The 16,938-nt window shown below is 75.3% G+C and carries 17 protein-coding genes; 2 read left to right on the top strand and 15 right to left on the bottom strand.

The window, feature by feature from the left end:
* Positions 1-151 precede the first annotated feature (151 nt).
* On the top strand, positions 152-919 hold the full coding sequence (locus ACFVYI_RS36560) for an SDR family oxidoreductase (protein WP_387893622.1): 768 nt from the start codon (positions 152-154) through the stop codon (positions 917-919).
* A gap of 28 nt (positions 920-947) precedes the next feature.
* Here ACFVYI_RS36560 and ACFVYI_RS36555 read toward each other — a convergent pair whose 3' ends face one another.
* The 9 genes from ACFVYI_RS36555 to ACFVYI_RS36515 form a co-directional block, all read right to left on the bottom strand.
* Entirely contained in the window at positions 948-1,589 is a 642-nt protein-coding gene (locus ACFVYI_RS36555) for an alkaline shock response membrane anchor protein AmaP (protein ID WP_387893620.1), read from the bottom strand.
* 79 nt (positions 1,590-1,668) lie between these two features.
* Entirely contained in the window at positions 1,669-2,445 is a 777-nt protein-coding gene (locus tag ACFVYI_RS36550) for a DUF6286 domain-containing protein (protein ID WP_387893618.1), read from the bottom strand.
* Entirely contained in the window at positions 2,442-2,795 is a 354-nt protein-coding gene (locus tag ACFVYI_RS36545; RefSeq protein WP_387893616.1) for a hypothetical protein, read from the bottom strand. The genes ACFVYI_RS36550 and ACFVYI_RS36545 overlap by 4 nt, the downstream gene beginning before the upstream one ends.
* Entirely contained in the window at positions 2,795-2,986 is a 192-nt protein-coding gene (locus ACFVYI_RS36540; RefSeq protein WP_329490120.1) for a hypothetical protein, read from the bottom strand. Before ACFVYI_RS36540 ends, ACFVYI_RS36545 begins: the two co-directional genes overlap by 1 nt.
* A gap of 38 nt (positions 2,987-3,024) precedes the next feature.
* A complete protein-coding gene (locus tag ACFVYI_RS36535; RefSeq protein WP_387893613.1) occupies positions 3,025-3,537 on the bottom strand; it encodes an Asp23/Gls24 family envelope stress response protein in 513 nt (170 codons plus the stop codon).
* Between the two features lie 168 nt (positions 3,538-3,705).
* Positions 3,706-4,512, bottom strand: coding sequence for an enoyl-CoA hydratase/isomerase family protein (locus ACFVYI_RS36530; protein ID WP_387893611.1), 807 nt, complete (start codon positions 4,510-4,512; stop codon positions 3,706-3,708).
* A gap of 221 nt (positions 4,513-4,733) precedes the next feature.
* Positions 4,734-4,967: a helix-turn-helix domain-containing protein gene (locus tag ACFVYI_RS36525; protein ID WP_049658450.1), complete on the bottom strand. Its 234-nt coding sequence runs from the start codon at positions 4,965-4,967 to the stop codon at positions 4,734-4,736.
* 349 nt (positions 4,968-5,316) lie between these two features.
* A complete protein-coding gene (locus tag ACFVYI_RS36520) occupies positions 5,317-6,915 on the bottom strand; it encodes an ABC-F family ATP-binding cassette domain-containing protein (protein WP_387893609.1) in 1,599 nt (532 codons plus the stop codon).
* A 203-nt stretch (positions 6,916-7,118) separates the two neighbouring features.
* A complete protein-coding gene (locus ACFVYI_RS36515) occupies positions 7,119-8,048 on the bottom strand; it encodes a hypothetical protein (protein ID WP_387893607.1) in 930 nt (309 codons plus the stop codon).
* Between the two features lie 353 nt (positions 8,049-8,401).
* Here ACFVYI_RS36515 and ACFVYI_RS36510 point away from each other — a divergent pair, with 353 nt between their 5' ends.
* Positions 8,402-9,685, top strand: coding sequence for a glycoside hydrolase family 26 protein (locus ACFVYI_RS36510; protein ID WP_387893605.1), 1,284 nt, complete (start codon positions 8,402-8,404; stop codon positions 9,683-9,685).
* Between the two features lie 30 nt (positions 9,686-9,715).
* On the opposite strand, the gene ACFVYI_RS36505 is transcribed toward ACFVYI_RS36510, so the two are convergent.
* The 6 genes from ACFVYI_RS36505 to ACFVYI_RS36480 form a co-directional block, all read right to left on the bottom strand.
* Positions 9,716-10,879 carry a GNAT family N-acetyltransferase gene (locus tag ACFVYI_RS36505; protein ID WP_387893603.1) on the bottom strand — a complete coding sequence of 388 codons (1,164 nt, stop codon included), beginning with the start codon at positions 10,877-10,879 and terminating at the stop codon, positions 9,716-9,718.
* Positions 10,876-11,658, bottom strand: a complete 783-nt coding sequence (locus ACFVYI_RS36500; protein ID WP_387893601.1) for a Wzz/FepE/Etk N-terminal domain-containing protein — start codon at positions 11,656-11,658, stop codon at positions 10,876-10,878. Before ACFVYI_RS36500 ends, ACFVYI_RS36505 begins: the two co-directional genes overlap by 4 nt.
* 83 nt (positions 11,659-11,741) lie before the next feature.
* A complete protein-coding gene (locus ACFVYI_RS36495) occupies positions 11,742-12,857 on the bottom strand; it encodes a glycosyltransferase (RefSeq protein WP_387893599.1) in 1,116 nt (371 codons plus the stop codon).
* Positions 12,854-13,879 carry a polysaccharide deacetylase family protein gene (locus tag ACFVYI_RS36490; protein WP_387893597.1) on the bottom strand — a complete coding sequence of 342 codons (1,026 nt, stop codon included), beginning with the start codon at positions 13,877-13,879 and terminating at the stop codon, positions 12,854-12,856. The genes ACFVYI_RS36495 and ACFVYI_RS36490 overlap by 4 nt, the downstream gene beginning before the upstream one ends.
* Positions 13,869-15,611: a lipid II flippase MurJ gene (locus ACFVYI_RS36485; RefSeq protein ID WP_387893595.1), complete on the bottom strand. Its 1,743-nt coding sequence runs from the start codon at positions 15,609-15,611 to the stop codon at positions 13,869-13,871. Before ACFVYI_RS36485 ends, ACFVYI_RS36490 begins: the two co-directional genes overlap by 11 nt.
* Positions 15,608-16,936 (bottom strand): O-antigen ligase family protein, encoded by a 1,329-nt coding sequence (locus ACFVYI_RS36480; protein ID WP_387893593.1) that lies wholly within the window; start codon positions 16,934-16,936, stop codon positions 15,608-15,610. Before ACFVYI_RS36480 ends, ACFVYI_RS36485 begins: the two co-directional genes overlap by 4 nt.
* Positions 16,937-16,938: the final 2 nt, after the last annotated feature.

Raw genomic sequence — 16,938 nt, 5'->3', positions numbered from 1 at the left:
CGGCGCGGGGCCTGCCGCGGGCCGCGGATCCGGCCCGGACCGCCGCCGGCCACCCCGGCTTTCGGCCACCACCGAGCGGCTCCGCCCCGCCGCCGGCCCGACCGACGCGCCCCCTACCCCGCCGCTCCCCCGACCCGGCAGGATGGGAGCCATGGATCTTGGACTGAAGGACACGGTGTACGTGGTCACCGGCGCCACCCGGGGCCTCGGCCTCGCGGCCGCCCGGGAGCTGGCCGCCGACGGCGCCCGGGTGCTGATCAGCGGCCGGAGCAAGGAGTCCGTCGCGGCGGCGGTGGCCGAGCTCGACGCCCTCGGCGGCGGCACGGCGCACGGCCTGGTGGCCGACAACGCGGACCCTGAGACCGCCGGGCGGCTGCTCACCGAGGCCGTCGAGCGCTTCGGCCGGCTGGACGGCGTGCTGATCAGCGTCGGCGGGCCGGCGGCCGGCCCGGTGACCAGCACCCCCGAGGAGGCCTGGCGCGGCGCCTTCGAGTCGGTCTTCCTCGGCGCCCTGCGGCTCGCCCGGGCGGCGGCCGAGCAGCTCGGCGAGGGCGGCGTGATCGGCTTCGTGCTCTCCGGCTCGGTCCGCGAGCCCATCCCCGGCCTCGGCATCTCCAACGGTCTGCGGCCCGGCCTGGCGATGGCCGCCAAGTCGCTCGCCGACGAGCTGGGCCCGCGCGGGATCCGGGTGGTCGGCCTGCTCCCGGCGCGGATCGACACCGACCGGGTCCGCGAGCTGGACGCCCTCGGCGGCGACGCCGCCGCCGCCCGGGCCCGCAACAGCGCCACCATCCCGCTCGGCCGCTACGGCACCCCGGCGGAGTTCGGGAAGGTCGCGGCCTTCGCGCTCTCCCCCGCCGCCTCCTACCTGACCGGTGTGATGATCCCGGTCGACGGGGGCGCCCTGCGCGGCCTCTGACCCGCCTGCCGGACCCGGCGGTACGCGGCTACTCGACCCGCGAACGCCTGCGCCGGCCGCCGCGCCCCGGGGCGGCGGCCGGCTTCGCCGCCAGCACCCGGATCCGCAGTTCGGCGGGCAGTTCGGCCAGGCCGAGGCTGGACCGCGCACTGGAGCACGGGCCGGTCTCGAAGTGCTCGACCAGCTCCGCCGGATCACCCCCCGGGGTCAACCGCACGGCGGCCCGCAGCCGCGGCCGCCGGGGCCCGCGCAGCAGCCGGACGCTCACCCGTTCCACCTCCGGAAGGACCACCGTCCCGGTCTCCAGCGCCTCCTCCAGGGCCCGGGTGCGCAGCCGCAGCCGCAGCCCGCTCGCACCGGGCGTGGGGAGGGCGATGGTCGCCGGGCCGCTGCGGCGCAGCTGGGCCAGGAGCCACCAGGCCGTGCCGGCGACCACCAGGGCCAGCCCGGCGATCACGGCCGGCCACCACCAGGACTCGTCCGCCCAGCGGGTCCGTGAGCCGGCGCTGACCACCGGCTGGTCCGGCGAGGTGAGCGGCCACCAGCCGGGCATGTCCAGCCCGAGTCGCGCGTAGAGGTCGAGCCCGCCGGCCAGGACGAGTACTCCGGCCGCCAGCAGCAGCACGGCGGCCACGCCCAGCAGCACCCGGTTGACGGTGGACCGACTCATCAGACCCCTCCTCGTCCGACCCGCACCGGCGCCCCCGTACTCCGCCGCCCGCTCCCGCCCGGCACCCCGCTCGGCCCGCTCACCCGGCCTCGCCGGTCCCGCCGACCTTGCCGGCCTCGCCTGCCTCGCCTGCCTCGTCAACCCTGCCGGCCTCGCCGGTCCTGCCAGTCCCGCCGACCCCACCGACCTGGCCGACCTCTCCGCCCGGGCCGACCCGGCCGCCCGACGGAGCGCCCTCGGTGCCCTCCGGTGGTGGCCCCGGCACGGCGCCGCCCTCCCCCCTGCCGCGCGTCGCCCGCACATCGAGGCGCAGCGGCCGGGCCAGGGTGACCCTGGCCAGCTCCGCGCGCAGCTGCCGCTGCACCGAGGCCGGATCCGCGGGGCCCGTGAGCGCCACCTTCACCCGGCGGCGGTTGATCCGGACGGTGAGGTGCTCGATGCCCGGCAGACCGGCCGCGCGGTCGTGCAGGAGGTGCCCGACGCCGGTGCGGTCGATGGCGGCGGAGGTGCCGCCGTGCGGGCGCAGCGGGAGCCAGCGGCGCAGGCCGGGGGCGAGCGCGAGCCAGAGCAGCCAGCCGCCGAGCAGGACGGCCGCCCCGGCGCCGAGCAGCACCCAGAAGTCGTCCAGGTGGCGGGTGGCCAGTTCGTCGGCGACCTCGGCCCGCCAGCGCCGGGCGGCGTGCCCGGTGCGCACGGCGATCACGTCGTAGAGCAGTGCGGCGCCGATCAGCAGGACGGCGACGGCGACCAGCACGGCGGCGACCGTCCGCGGCGACCGCAGCCGGGGCACCTTGACGGCCACCGGCTCGGGCTCGACGACCTCCGCCGGGAGCGCGTCCGGCGCCTGCCCGGTCATACCGCTGCCCCGGTGACCAGATGCTCGACGACCACCACCACCTCGGCGACCCGCGTCCCGGTCAGCGCGCCGACCTGCGCGGCGATCCGGTCCCGTACGGCCCGGGCGAGCGCGGCGAGGTCGGCGGGGAAGGGCAGGTCGACGGCGACCCGGACGGAGACGGTGGTGCCCCGCGCGGCGACCGACACCTTCGGCGGCCCGCCGCGCTCCGCCCGCCCGCTCCACGCGTCGGTCAGCGCCTCACGGGCGGCCCGGGCGGCGATCCGGGCGTAGACCCGGTCGGCGATCCGCAGCCGCCCGCGGGCACCGGGCTCGCGGCGGCGGGCGACGGGGGCGGCGGGGGACGCCATCAGCGGCGCCGGTCGCGGCCGCGCAGCAGATCGCCGAGGTCACCGATCTCGATGTCGCCCTCCAGCAGACGCCCGACCACGAAGCCGACCACGCCCAGCGCGGCCACCAGCAGGAACGCCGCGAAGCCGCCGAAATAGCCGGCGAAGCCGAGGGCCATACCCACCACCAGGCCGACGATGGCCAGGTTCATCCGCTACTCCTCGTCTTCCGCTGCTGCCCGCCGAGGGGCTACTTCAACTTGGGCCGCTGTCCGGCGGGGATGCTCTCCTCTTCCTCCTCCTCGACGTCCGGCTCGTCGGGCAGGTGGACGTCGTTGACGGCGATGTTGACCTCGACGACCTCCAACCCGGTCATCCGCTCGACCGAGTCGATGATGTTCTCCCGCACCTGGCGGGCCAGTTCGGGGATGACCACGCCGTACTCGACGACCAGGGCGATGTCGATGGCGGTCTGCTTCTCGCCGACCTCGGCCTTGATCCCGCGCCCGATGCTGGACTTGCCGCCGGGCACCCGGTCGCGCATCGCGCCGAAGGTCCGGGACAGGCCCGAGCCGAGGGCGTGGATGCCGGAGACCTCGCGGGCGGCCATGCCGGCGATCTTCTCGATCACCCCGACGGCCAGGGCGGTGCGGCCGCGTTCGGCCTCCACCCGGCCGACGTCGGTCGCCGGGGCGCCCGATCCGGGCGCGGCGGGGGCAGGGGGGTTCTTGTGCATGGTGGCGGGCGTCGGAGTGTCAGGCATGGGCGCTTCTCCCGTCGTACGGCTCCAGCTATATCGCAAATCGTTCCAACTCTGGCATTTCGCCACGATTCTCGCCCCCGGAGCACCCGCGCCCGGACGGCCGGAACGCCGAAGGCCCGGCTCACGGGGGCGGTCCCCCGGTGCCGGGCCTTCGGTGCGGTCGTGCGGTCAGTCGCCGATGCCGGCCAGATCGCGCAGCCGGCGGGCCTGCGCCACCCGTTCGGCCGAACGCTGCTCGTCGTAGGAGCGGCCGCCCGCACCCTGGAGCAGCGCCTTGGTCTCGATGACGGCGCTGCGCGGGGCGGCCAGCAGCGCGGCGGCGAGGTCGCGGGCGGCGGAGTCCAGCTCCGCGCCGGGCACGGCCAGGTTGGCCAGGCCGATGGCGGCGGCCTCCTCGGCGCCGACCCAGCGGCCGGTGGCGCAGATCTCCAGCGCCCGGGCGTAGCCGACGAGTTCGGTGAGCGGCTTGGTCCCGGCCAGGTCGGGGACGAGGCCGAGCGAGGTCTCCTTCATGGAGAACCGGACGTCGTCGGCGACCACGCGCAGGTCACAGCCGAGGGCGAGCTGGAAGCCGGCGCCGACGGCGTGGCCCTGGACGGCGGCGATCGAGACCAGGTCGGGCCGGCGCCACCAGGAGAAGGCCTCCTGGTAGGAGGCGATGGTGTCGTCGAGGTCCTTGTCCTCGGCGGCGGCCAGCTGGAGGAAGGTGCGCTCGCCGGGGATGCCCTCGGGGGTGAACATCGCGCGGTCCAGGCCGGCGGAGAAGGAGAGACCCTCGGCCCGCAGCAGCACCACCCGGACGCTGCCGGGCAGTTCGCGGCCGACGGTCGTCAGCGCGCGCCACATCGCGGGCGACTGGGCGTTGCGCCGTTCGGGCTGACAGAGGGTGACGACGGCGAGTTCACCGTCGATCTCCAGACGGACGCCGTCCTGCTCCCAGCTCGGGGCCTGCGGGTCGGTGGCGGGGGCGGTCATGCGGGGACCTCCGGTGGCGAGGGACTTGGCTACCGGAGAGTAACAAAACTGGACGCGCAGCGGCAGGGCCGGAGCGCCCGCCGTCGCGGACGACCCGGGTCGGGTGGCGGCGGGCATGACGATCGGCGGCCGGTTCGCTCTGACCGGAGGCGGACGACCGATCGTCGTCTCCCCGGCCCGCGCCCTGCCGCCGAGTCATCCGTCCATGAACTGACGGACCGTCAGGAGCTGGCTCCAGCAGTAGCTTTGTTCTTGCCCCGCGTGGCACCGCCGCGGCCCCGGAGGATCACTCCGGACTCGCTCAGCATCCGGTGCACGAAGCCGTACGAGCGACCGGTCTCCTCCGCGAGAGCGCGAATGCTCGCCCCGGAGTCGTACTTCTTCTTGAGATCGGCCGCGAGCTTCTCACGCGCGGCACCGGTCACCCGGCTGCCCTTTTTCAGAGTCTCGGCCACCCGTGCCTCCTCGTAGCGTTGCTCGGTCAGATTCCCATGATCACCCATCCACCGCCTCCTGGCCACCCATTCGACAAGGTCGATGCCGGGAATGCGCCGTCCGTCGGTGGTGATCCGAGCGCACAAGGGCGCTCACGCAGAGTGCACGCCCCCGGGGTGTTACCGCCATTCGGCGCGAAAGAGCTGATCAGCAGCGTCGGCCCGACCACGATCGAGTGGCGGGCCGACGGAAGCTTCTCAAACGGAATCCCGGACCTCTTCATTCCCGGACACGCCGTAAGTACTAGTTTTTCTGGTCCGAAGAGTGGATGAGGCGTCTACTCCATGCTGGACGGGAGCCGGGCTCGGATCAGGCCAGCGAGACCAGGTCGTGGTACGCCGGGCTCCAGAGGTCCTCCACGCCGTCCGGCAGCAGGATGATCCGCTCCGGCTGGAGCGCGTCGACCGCGCCCTCGTCGTGGGTCACCAACACGACCGCGCCGCTGAACTCGCGCAGCGCGCCGAGGATCTCCTCGCGGCTGGCCGGGTCGAGGTTGTTGGTGGGCTCGTCGAGCAGCAGCACGTTGGCGCTGGAGACCACCAGCGAGGCCAGCGCCAGCCTGGTCTTCTCGCCACCGGAGAGCACCCCGGCCGGCTTGTCGACGTCGTCGCCGGAGAACAGGAACGAGCCGAGGATCTTGCGGATCTGCACCAGGTCGGTGTCGGGGGCCGAGGAGCGCATGTTCTCCAGCACCGAACGCTCCGGGTCCAGGGTCTCGTGCTCCTGGGCGTAGTAGCCGATCTTCAGACCGTGGCCCGGGACCACCTCGCCGGTGTCGGGCTGCTCCACCCCGGCCAGCATCCGCAGCAGGGTGGTCTTGCCGGCGCCGTTGAGCCCGAGGATGACGACCCGCGAGCCCCGGTCGATGGCCAGGCCCACGTCGGTGAAGATCTCCAGCGAGCCGTAGGACTTGGAGAGGCCGCTGGCGGTCAGCGGGGTCTTGCCGCAGGGGGCCGGGTCCGGGAAGCGCAGCTTGGCGACCTTGTCGTTCACCCGGACCTGCTCCAGCCCGGAGAGCAGCTTCTCGGCGCGGCGGGCCATGTTCTGCGCGGCCACCGTCTTGGTCGCCTTGGCCCGCATCTTGTCGGCCTGCGAGTTGAGGGTCGCGGCCTTCTTCTCGGCGTTGGCCCGCTCGCGCTTGCGGCGCTTCTCGTCGTCCTCGCGCTGCTGCTGGTACTGCTTCCAGCCCATGTTGTAGACGTCGATCGCGGAGCGGTTGGCGTCGAGGTAGAAGACCTTGTTGACGACCGTCTCGACCAGTTCGACATCGTGCGAGATGACGATGAAGCCGCCCTTGTACGTCTTCAGGAAGTCCCGCAGCCAGGCGATGGAGTCGGCGTCGAGGTGGTTGGTGGGCTCGTCGAGCAGCAGCACGTCGGAGTCCGAGAAGAGGATCCGGGCCAGCTCGACGCGGCGGCGCTGACCACCGGAGAGGGTGTGCAGCTCCTGCTCCAGGATGCGGTCCGGCAGGCCCAGCGCGGCGGCGATGGTGGCGGCCTCGGCCTCGGCGGCGTACCCGCCCTTGGTGAGGAACTCCGTCTCCAGGCGCGCGTACTTCTTCATCGCGTTGTCCCGGGTGGCGCCCTTGCCGTTCGCCATCCGCTCCTCGTTCTCGCGCATCTTCTTCAGCACGCTGTCGAGGCCGCGGGCGGAGAGGATGCGGTCCTTGGCGAGGACGTCGAGGTCGCCGGTGCGCGGGTCCTGCGGGAGGTAGCCGACCTCGCCGGAGCGGGTGACCGTGCCCGAGGCCGGCAGGCCCTCGCCGGCCAGCACCTTGGTGAGCGTGGTCTTCCCGGCGCCGTTGCGCCCGACCAGACCGATCCGGTCGCCCGGGGCGACCTTGAAGCTCGCGGACTCGATCAGGATGCGGGCACCGGCGCGCAGCTCAAGGGCGTTGGCGGAAATCATGGCTGGGACTACTCCTGGGACGTGGGCGGGCGCCTGGGCATGGCACAGGGCCGGGGCAGCGGAAGGGGGCGTCGTCGTCGGATCGGCGGACCGCTCGGGGCGGCGCCGCTCGTCCGCTAGTGCCCGGAGAGAACAGCCATGACGGCAAGTCTACCGGGCCCCGTGGCGGGGCCCGGTGGTATTGACCGCTGCGGGTACCGGCCTCAGGGCTGCGGGGCGTCCTCCGGGGCGGTGCAGCTGCCCTGCGGGCGGACGGCGGCGAAGGGCTCGGCCGGGCTGCCGCAGGCCGCCTCGGGGGCCGCCGCCTTGGTGTCGAACACCTTGGGGCCGACGATCGGACCGTCCGAGATCAGCACCCGGCGACCGTCCAGGGCCTTCATCGACACCGTCGGGCCCGCGTTGAGCTGCCAGCCGGTGCTGTCCAGCCGGTAGCCGGTGACGCCGCCGGAGACCGGCTGGCCGGTGCTGTTGGTGCAGCTGCGCGGGACGAGCACCGCGAAGTCGGTGCCCACCGTGCGGGTCGGGTCGTAGACGCAGTTGCCGGCCGGCTTGGAGTTGTAGCGAAGGTCACCGTCGGCGTCGCGGAAGCCCATGGTCAGCTCCGGCGTGACCACGGCCACCCAGGGCGAGGACTGCTGGACGGTGTGCAGGGCCGCCGCGGCCCGCTCCCGCTGGAGCTGCCTGCGCTGCTCGTCGGTGCGCTTCTCGGCGCCCGGCTCGCCCTCGCCGCTCAGCCAGTCCTCCAGACCGGGCACCGCGCGGTGCCAGCGCACCTCGTGGTCGCCGGGGCGCACCGAGGTGATCAGGCCGTCGTCCCAGACCACCACGGCGCTCTCGCCCGCCATCGACAGGTACAGCGCGGTGGCGCCCTCGCGGCGGTAGGACCACGCGTGCTCGCCGGTGGCCCGGTTGTAGGCCTCCAGCCCGGGGCCCACCTTCAGCTCCAGGCCGTCGGCGCCCGGCGACTGCGTGCCGACCGGCCCGGCGCTCGCGCCACCCGGCTCGGCCACCCGGTCCCCGAACGGCACCGGCTTGTTGGCGTGCGCGGCCGCGCCCGCCACAAGGACCAGCAGCACCGCCAGGGCAGGGAGGATCGATCGAGGGGTGAGTACACGCAGCGGCTTCCAGGACACGGGCGGAGCGTACCTTTCGACACCCTCACGAGTCAGCCGGACCCGGCCGCGCGTCCGAACGGTGGATGCGCGGGCGGTCGTTTCGCGCCCTTCGCCCGAACCACCCGCCCACCTGCGCCGTCGGGCCACCCACCGCCCAGGCGACACTCCGGGCCGACCGTCGAGGTAGGGCCTCCAGGGCCGTCCGGACTGTTACAGAGGTGATACACGGCGCATTGCGGCAGACGGCGTTCGAATATCGCCCACTTTAGGGTGACATTCGGCTTTTCCGACGCTCGCGGGGCCTACTGTCTGCGAGCGGGGTATCACGGTCCGTCCCCCTGCCCCGCCCCGTGACGCCCGGAGGAGAGATCATGCGACTCGGCCGCCTGACGCTGGCTGCCGCCGCCCTGCTGATGCTGACCACCGCGAGCGTCCCCGCCGGGACGCCGCTCAGCCAGACCGAACGGCACGCCCTCTCCTCCGATGCCTTCCAGCCCCGCGGCGCCGCCCCCCGGCCGGCCGTCCAGCGGCCGAACCACGAGGCGCCGTTCGGCGCCTTCGTCGGCTCGTGGGACAAGTACATCCCCCAGCTGGGCCGCTACGCGCAGTGGCTGAACAACGCCAACGTGCAGGTCGGCCACACCTATTTGGCCGGAAACAGCTGGGCGGACGTCGAGGGCGAGCCGGTGGTGCTCGGGATGTGGTCGCAGTGGCGGCTGGCCGACCCGGCCCGGATGCTGATCCTCGGCGTCCCGATGCTCGTGCCCAACGAGGCGAACGTGCCGGACGGCGAGGTGGCCAAGCTGCTCACCCAGGGCGCGCGCGGGGACTTCGACCGGCACTTCCTGCGGCTCGCCCGCCGGCTGGTGGCGCTCGGCGGCGCGGACACCGTGCTCACCCTCGGCTGGGAGATGAACGGCGTCACCTACACCCACCGCTGCAAGCCCGACCCGACCGCCTGGAAGGCGTACTGGCGGCGGATCGTCTCGGTGATGCGCTCGGTGCCCGGGCAGCGCTTCCGCTTCGACTTCACGCCCAACCGGGGGCTGGACGCGATCCCGTGGACCAAGTGCTACCCGGGCGACGACGTGGTCGACATCATCGGCATGGACAGCTACGACCAGCCGGCCGGCGCGACCTTCGACGACTACGTCCGCGAGCCGTACGGGCTGCAGGACCAGGTGGAGTTCGCCGCCAAGCGCGGCAAGCCGGTCTCCTACCCGGAGTGGGGGCTGTTCCGCAACGGGGACAACCCGGAGTTCGTGCAGCGGATGGTGGAGTGGATCCGCACCCACGACACCAGCTACCAGACCGTCACCGACTACTGCCCGCACGGCTTCTGGCAGTGCGGGCAGAACCCGCGCTCCAGCAGCCGGTTCAAGCAGCTGATGGCCGGGTCGAAGGGGGCGCCGGCCGCGGCGGCGCCGGCGCCCGCCCCGACGGTCACCCCGGTGCCGGGGGCTACTCCCCCCGCCACGGGCGCCGCCTCCGCCTCTCCTTCGGCCGGGCCGTCGCCGTCGGCGGTGGCGTCCGCCTCCGGGGCGCCGTCCTCGGCGCCGAGCGCGGCACCGAGCGCGGCACCGAGCGCGGCACCGAGCGCGTCGGCTTCCCCTTCGCCCTCGCCCTCGCCCAACAACCTGCCGGCCCGGCGCTGAGGGCCGGTGTCCGGGCCCGCCGGCGAGCGGTCAGCTCCGCCGGCGGGCCGCCAACGCCTCCTTGAGCCTCGGCAGCCGGGTGCGCAGGACGTGCACCGCGACCTGCCGGGCCCGCACCGAGCCGGCCCGGGCGGCGGTCGCCGGGGCGGGCCCGCGCGGGCCGAACAGCAACCGCTGGTTGGGCAGGCGGTCCGGCCGCCAGCGCTGCTTGTACGGCTCCTGGCCGCGCAGCAGGCTCAGCACCGGGATCCCCGCACCGACCGTCTCGTCCAGCGCCGCGCCGAACAGCAGGCCGGCGATGTCCAGCCGCTCCCGCAGCTCCGGGTGCGCCCCGTACAGGTAGAGGCCGCCGAAGGACGGGCAGAGCAGCAGCAGGTTCACCGCGACCAGCTCGCCGTCCAGCCAGTACTGGTGGACGGCCGCGCGGCCGGTGGCGACCAGGCCGGTGGTGGACTCGGCGAGGTGCCGGGCGAACCGCTCGGTGCGGTGCTCCGGCGTCACGCCGCGCTCGCTCCACTGCAGGAAGTGCAGCCGGAGCAGCCCGGCCAGGGCCTCGGGCACCTCCTCCGGCGGCGTCGAGCGGACTTCGACCCCGACCTCGGCGATCTTGCGCAGCTTCACCCGGCTGCGCTGGGCGGTCTTGCCGGGCACCCGCTTGAGCAGCTGTTCCATCGGGACGGCCGGCAGGTACTGGCAGAGCGAGTCGGTGAACCGGCACCGCCGGCCGCGCCACTGCTCGAAGACCCGCTGGACGGCCGCCTCGGGGTGCACCTCGCGCAGCTCCAGGCTGTGCCAGGGACGGGTGAGCGGGAGCGCGGCGGCGAACTCGGCGGCGGCGCGGTCCGCGCAGGAGTCGTCGAGCAGGATGTCGGTGAAGTCGATCAGCCCGTCGCCGAGGCCGGTCAGCCCGCCGAGGGGGCCGTGGCGCCGCTGGAACGCCCCCGCGCCGACCAGCCGGCCGTTGCGGCGGACCAGCAGCACCAGCAGCTCGCCCGGACGGCCGTACTGGCGCCACCAGGAACGCTGCCAGACGGCGGCCTGGAAGAAGGTGGCCGTCCGGCAGCGGGCGGCGAGGTCGTCCCACTCCTCGGCGAGGGCGTCGAGGGCGTCGTCCTCCCGGCGCAGTTCGGTCGTCCAGCGGGGCGCGCCGGACTGGGCGGGCAGGCCGGCGGTGACCGGCGCCTCGGTGCTCATCGGCCGCTCCCGGCGGCGCTCTTCTCCTTGGTCGGGGTCTTCTCGGCGGCCGTCTTCCCGGCAGCGGCCTTCTCGGCGGGTGCCTTCCCGGTGGCCGGCTGCTCGGCGGGCGCCGGCTCGGCCGGGGCGTCGGCCGCCCGGGCCGGGGCCTCCTCGGTGCGCGGGCGCGGGGTGGTCGGCGCCGGGCCGCTGCCGGACGCGGCGGCGGCCGGGACCGGCTCGGTGCCCCGGCGGCGGGTCATCATCACCAGCGCGCCGATCAGCACCCCGGCGGCGGCGCCGACCGCGACGTCCAGCTGCGCGGACGGGGTGGTCGGCTTGTCCGGCTCGGCGGCGGCGGCCAGCGGGACCAGCCGGACGCCGGTCTCCTTGCTGCTGGTGTTGGCGAAGGCGACCAGCGAGCGGGCCACCGCGTCGGCGGCCCGGACGGCCTCCGGCGGCCGCGCGCCGGTACCGGTGATCTCGATCATCGGAGCGTCCGGGGAGGTGGTGCCGTGCACCAGGACCTCTAGCTCGGCGCGGCTGTGCCCGGTCTCGGCGGCGGCGGCCGCGAGCACCTGGGGCTGGCCGGCCAGCCGGCCGTACGCCTGGGCGAAGTTGATCGCGGTGGCGCTCTCCCCCTGGTTCTCCGGCACCACGATCACATAGGAGTTGGCGGCGTACGAGGGGTGGGCGACGACGGCGTACCCGGCGCCGGCGGCGGCGCCCAGCGGCACCGCGAGGACCACCGGCCACCAGCGGCGGGCCAGGCTGCGGACGCTTCGGCGCGGTTCGGACATGGGGTGCTCCTTGGGTATGCGGGCCGCCCGGCCGGCGGCTCGGGGTTGCGGGCGTGTCGGACACGCCCCAGGCTGCCGGCGGCTCAAGCGGGTGCCAGGCGGTCGTAGAGGGCGCCGAGGTCGGCGGCCACCCGGACGATGTCGTAGTGGCCGACCGCCGGGGGCCGGGGCAGCGGCTCGGTGCTGTGGTCGTTGAGGTGGCGCAGCTCGCGCAGTGCGGCGGTGTAGGCCGCCGCGTCGGAGGGGATCCGGCGGGCCTGCGGGGCGGCGGCGGGCGGGAGTTCGTCCAGGGCCGGGCAGGCGCTGTGGCGGACCGGCAGACCGGCCGCGAGGCCCTCCAGGACGCCGAGGCCGAAGGTCTCCTCGGTCGAGGGGGCGGCCAGTACGTCCAGCGCGGCGAGCAGGTCGGGGACGTCGTCGCGCTCGCCGGTGAGCACCAGGCGCTCCCGGACGCCGAGTTCGGCGGCCCGGTGCTCCAGGGCGGCTCGCTCCGGGCCCTCGCCGACCAGCACCAGCCGGGCGGCCGGGTCGAGGTCGGCGAGCGCCTCCAGCAGGACGTGGAAGCGCTTGCCGGGCACCAGTCGGCCGACCCCGCCGACCACCCAGCTCCCCTGCGGCAGGCCGAGGTCGGCGCGCAGCCGGTGCCGGGCCGCGGCGCGGTCGGCGTCCGGTCGGCGGTAGCGGGCGGTGTCGATGCCGTTGGGGATCAGCTCGACCCGGGCCGGCGGCACGCCCCAGGCGTGCAGGGTCTGGGCGACCTGCCGGGAGACCGCGACGGTGGTGGTGCCCAGGCGTTCGGCCGCCAGGTAGAGGCCCTTGACGCCGCGGGTCACCGGGCGGCCCTCGATCACCCCGGCGTGCAGCGAGTGCTCGGTGGCCACCACCGCCCGGACCCCGGCGAGCCGGGCGGCGAGGCGCCCGTACAGACCGGCCCGGTAGAGGTGGGTGTGGACGAGGTCGTAGCGGCCGGACCGGATCAGCCGGACCAGCCGGGGCAGCGCGCCGACGTCCCGGTTGCCGCGCATCGCGAGGTGGTGGACGGTGACGCCCTCGGCGCGCAGCGCGGCGGCCACCGTGCCGGGGTTGGTCAGTGCGACCACCTCGCAGTGCTGGTGCTCGGGCAGGTGCCGCAGCAGCAACTGGAGTTGACGCTCGGCGCCGCCGGAGGCGAGACCGGTGACGATGTGCAGCACCCTCACCGGCCGGCCCCCCGGCGGGGCGCCCGCTCCGCGGCCGAGCGCTCCGACCCGCTGCCGGCACTCCTGGCCGCTGCGCTCCCCTGCCGCTCCTCGCCGTCGCCCGCGGCGCGCCGCTTCGGCCCCGGGCGGGCCGCGAGGCGGCTGCGGCGCAGCTCGGTGACGGTGTCGCGAAGACGGTGCCGGCCGCGCTTGGCCCGCAGCCGCCAGGCGCCGTCGCGGTCGCCGACGTAGCAGCGGGGCAGCGCGTAGCGGCCGGTGAGCGGGGAGTGCGCGATGGCGCAGGCGTAGTCGTAGCCGGCGTCCCGGACGGCCAGGGTGGCGGGCAGGTCGACGGCGCCGTACGGGTAGCAGAAACCGGTGACCGGACCGCCGACGACCTCCTCCAGGGCGCGCCGGCTCTCCCTGGTCTGGGTGGCGAGCACGTCGGCGGGCAGGCCGGGCAGGGCCTGGTGGCCGAGGCCGTGCGAGCCGATCTCCCAGCCGGCGGCCGCGAGTTCGGTGACCTCCTGGACGGTGAGCAGCTTCTTGCGCGGGCCCTCGACGTCCCAGTCGTTGGCCCGGCCGAGCAGGTCGGCGACCACGTAGGCGGTCGCGGTGAAGCCGTACGCCTGCAGGATCGGTACGGCGAAGCGGCCGAAGTCGGCGTAGCCGTCGTCGAAGGTCAGGCCGACCAGGTTGTCGGCCCGGCCGGCGGCCCGGGCCCGCATCAGCTCGCGGACCGAGACGCCGCGCTGCCCGCGCCGGTGGAGCCAGGCGATCTGCTCGGCGAACCGCTCGGGGCTGACGGTCAGCTGGTACGGGTCGTCCTCCTCGACGGCCACCGAGTGGTACATCAGGATCCACGGCGAGGTGCTCTCCGGGGCGGGGGCCCGGGTGGCGGGCCGGCTACTTCGGGGCAGCTGTGCCTCCGGGCGGCGGACACCGGCGCGCGGCGCCTCGGTCCGCGGACCGGCTGCCGTCGGCGCGCCGGAGCGGCGTACGCCCGACAGCACCGACCGGACGGGTCCCCGTTCAACGTCCATGGGGAGGCTTCCCTTCATCGGCAACGGATGGCGGGCACAGGGCCCGGACGGCGGCGAGGACCGGTCCGCGCACCTCGCGGGCACCGAGGCCGGTGCCGAGGGCGGCGAAGGCGAGCGCCACGGTGAGGCCCCCGAGCAGCGTCGAGAGCAGGGGGTCGGCGGGGAGCCCGGCGGCGGGGGTGCCGAGCGCGGCCGCGCCGGCGGCGGCGGCGAGCAGCCGGGCGTGGCCGCCGAGGACCAGCCGCAGGCGCAGCGCGATGCCCCGCAGGACGAGGCCGTGCAGCAGCAGCGCCGCGGTGGTCGTGATGCCGGCCGCGTTCCCGGCGGCCAGGCCGAGGGCGCCGAAGCGGGGAGTGGCGAGCAGGCCGACGGCGACGGTGACGACCAGGCCGAACACCATGGCGGCGGCCGGGTACCAGTCGAGCAGCCGGCGGCCGCCGTCGTCGCTGCGCGGGTCACCGGCCCGGCGGACGACCGGGCGGAGCGAGAAGTAGGGGCGGATCATCACGCCGATCAGCGCCTGCGCGGGGAGGCCGAAGCTGTAGACCCGGATCACGGCCGCGGTGGCGGCGGTGTCCTGGGCGCCGAACGCGCCGCGCTGGAAGAGCAGGGCGACCACCGAGGGCGCGCAGGCGAGCAGGAAGGCGGTGCCGAGCAGGACGACCGCGGCCGCCTGGCCGAGGTCCTTCTCGACCCGGTCGCGGGCGGCGGTGAGATCCCCGGCGGCGAGGGCCCGGGCGACCAGCGGGAAGGTGACGGTGCAGATCAGGATGGCCGCCGTCATGGCCAGTTGGGAGACCTTGGCGGCGTAGTTGAGGTGCGAGATGGTGCCGGGCGGCAGCGCGGAGCCGAGGAAGCGCTCGATGAAGACCTGCGCCTGCCGGGTCAGCGTGAAGGCGGCCACCGGCAGCAGGGCGAGCGGGATCAGCACGAGCGCGGGCCGCGCGCCCGGGGGCACCTCCCGGCCGCCGGGCCGGGCGGGGGCCCCGGCGGAGCGGCCTGCCCGCAGCCGGCGCAGGAACGGGGCGACCAGCAGACCGGCCATCAGCAGGCTGCCGAGGGCGACCCCGATCGCGGCGGAGCGGACCCCCCAGAGCGCGTGGCAGCTGAGCAGGACGCCGAGGATGCCGACGTTGTAGGCGACGTAGATGCCGGCCGGGGCGGTGAAGCAGTGGTGGGCCCGGAGCGCGGCGGCGAGGTAGCCGGCCACGCCGAACGGCAGCACGGTGCAGGCGGTGATCCGGGTGCAGGTGACGGCGAGGTCGGGATCGGCCAGGCCGGGGGCGAGCAGGTCGACCAGTTGGGGGGCGCCCAGGGCGGCGCCGAGCGAGAGCGCGGTGAGCGCGAGCAGCAGCCAGGGCAGGGTGGCGCGGACCAGCTGGCGGACCGGGTCGGGGCCGTCGGGGTGCTCCTCCCGCAGGACCAGCGCCAGGGCGAAGGCGGGCACCATGAGGAAGGACATGGCGTCCTCGATCAGCAGCGGTGCGGCGGTCTCCGGGACCGTCCAGGCGACCAGGAAGGCGTCGGTGCCCTGATTGGCGCCGAAGTAGCGGGCCAGCAGCAGGTCGCGGAGCAGGCCCAGGGCGGAGCCGGCGGCGCTGAGCACGGCGGTGACGCCGAAGGCCTTGGCGAGGAAGCCGCGCCGGGGGGCGGCCGGCGTCCCGGCGGCGGGTGGTGCGGGGCGGGGGGCCGGCAGCGTCGGGGTGAGCGCGGTCGGCCGGTCGGTGGTCATCGGGCGGTCGCCTCCGGGGTGGCGCCGCGGGCGGTGCGGGCGGCGAGGCCGAGGACGACGGAGGTCAGCACGGTGGTGGTGCCGCCGATGTCCGCGTAGAGGAAGTCGACCAGGACCCAGACCAGCAGGGCGAGCGCCGCGAGGCCGGTGCCGCGGGCCCGGCGCAGGCAGCCGATCAGCAGGCCGAGGAAGAGCGCGGCGTAGGCGACGATGCCGATCAGCCCCTGCTCGCTGAGCACCAGGAAGTACATGTTGTGCGGGGAGAGCAGCGGCTCGCGCTGGAAGCCGATCGTGGCGTCGGCGGCGTCGCTGCCGGAGGAGAGCCGCAAGGGGGCGTGGCTGTCGCGCAGTTGCTGGAACGCCTTGGGCCCGGCGCCGCTGACCGGGTGGTCCTGCCAGATGCGCCCGGCGGTGGACCAGAGGTCGTAGCGGTCGGACACCGACTGGTCGGGGGCGGCGGAGACGGAGCCGATGGAGCTGATCCGGGCGGTGACCCCGGAAGCGCCGAGGCCGAGGCCGCCGATCAGGACGACGGCGGCGGCCAGGCCGAGGACGGCGCTGCGGACGGCGAGCCGGGCGTCGGCGCGCAGCAGCAGGACGGCGGCGGCGGCGCCGGTGGCGATCCAGCTGCCGCGGCTGAACGAGACGGCGAGCGGGAAGGCCAGGAACGCGGCGGCGGCGTACATGGCGCGGCGCAGCCGGGGGTCGGCGCCGTCCTCGCGGGCCCCGAGGGCCAGGGCGAGGGCGGCGAGCAGGCCGTAGCTGACCACGGTGGACATCGCCATGATGTCGAGCGCGCCGAAGGTGCCGACGGCCCGGATCGGCCGGCCGGTGTAGGAGGCGCCCGTCCCGGTGAGGTACTGGTGGACGCCGACCACGCCCTGGATCAGCGCGGCGGCGACGAAGGAGCCGAGCACCAGCCGCTGGTCGGTGCGGTCGCGCAGGGAGCACAGGACGGCGGCGGGCACCAGGACGAAGACCTGGGTGAGCCGGACGAACCCGGTGAGGCTGCCGGCCGGGTCGATCGAGCCGACGGTGGCGACGGCGGCGGCGAGCACGATCGCGCCGAACCGGACGGCGGTGGTCCGGCCGATCGCGGGGGTGCGGCCGCGCAGCAGGTCGACGGCGGTGACGGCGACCAGGGCCAGCGAGGCGAGGTCGGCGGCGGTGATGTGGACGGCGGCGGTGACGTCCTTCTCGCCGGTGGGCACGCAGACCAGCAGCACGGTGGCGGCGGCGAGCAGGCTGGGCCGGGCGGCGAGCGCCGCACCCGTCCGGCGTAACGCCCGGGCCGGGGTGGGGGCGGGATCGAGGGTGAGGGCCACGC

This window comes from Kitasatospora sp. NPDC058218, from assembly GCF_042882445.1.
GTDB lineage: Bacteria > Actinomycetota > Actinomycetes > Streptomycetales > Streptomycetaceae > Kitasatospora.
The sequence above is the reverse complement of the archived record's forward strand: the minus strand, read 5'-3'. Positions and strand labels throughout refer to the sequence as shown.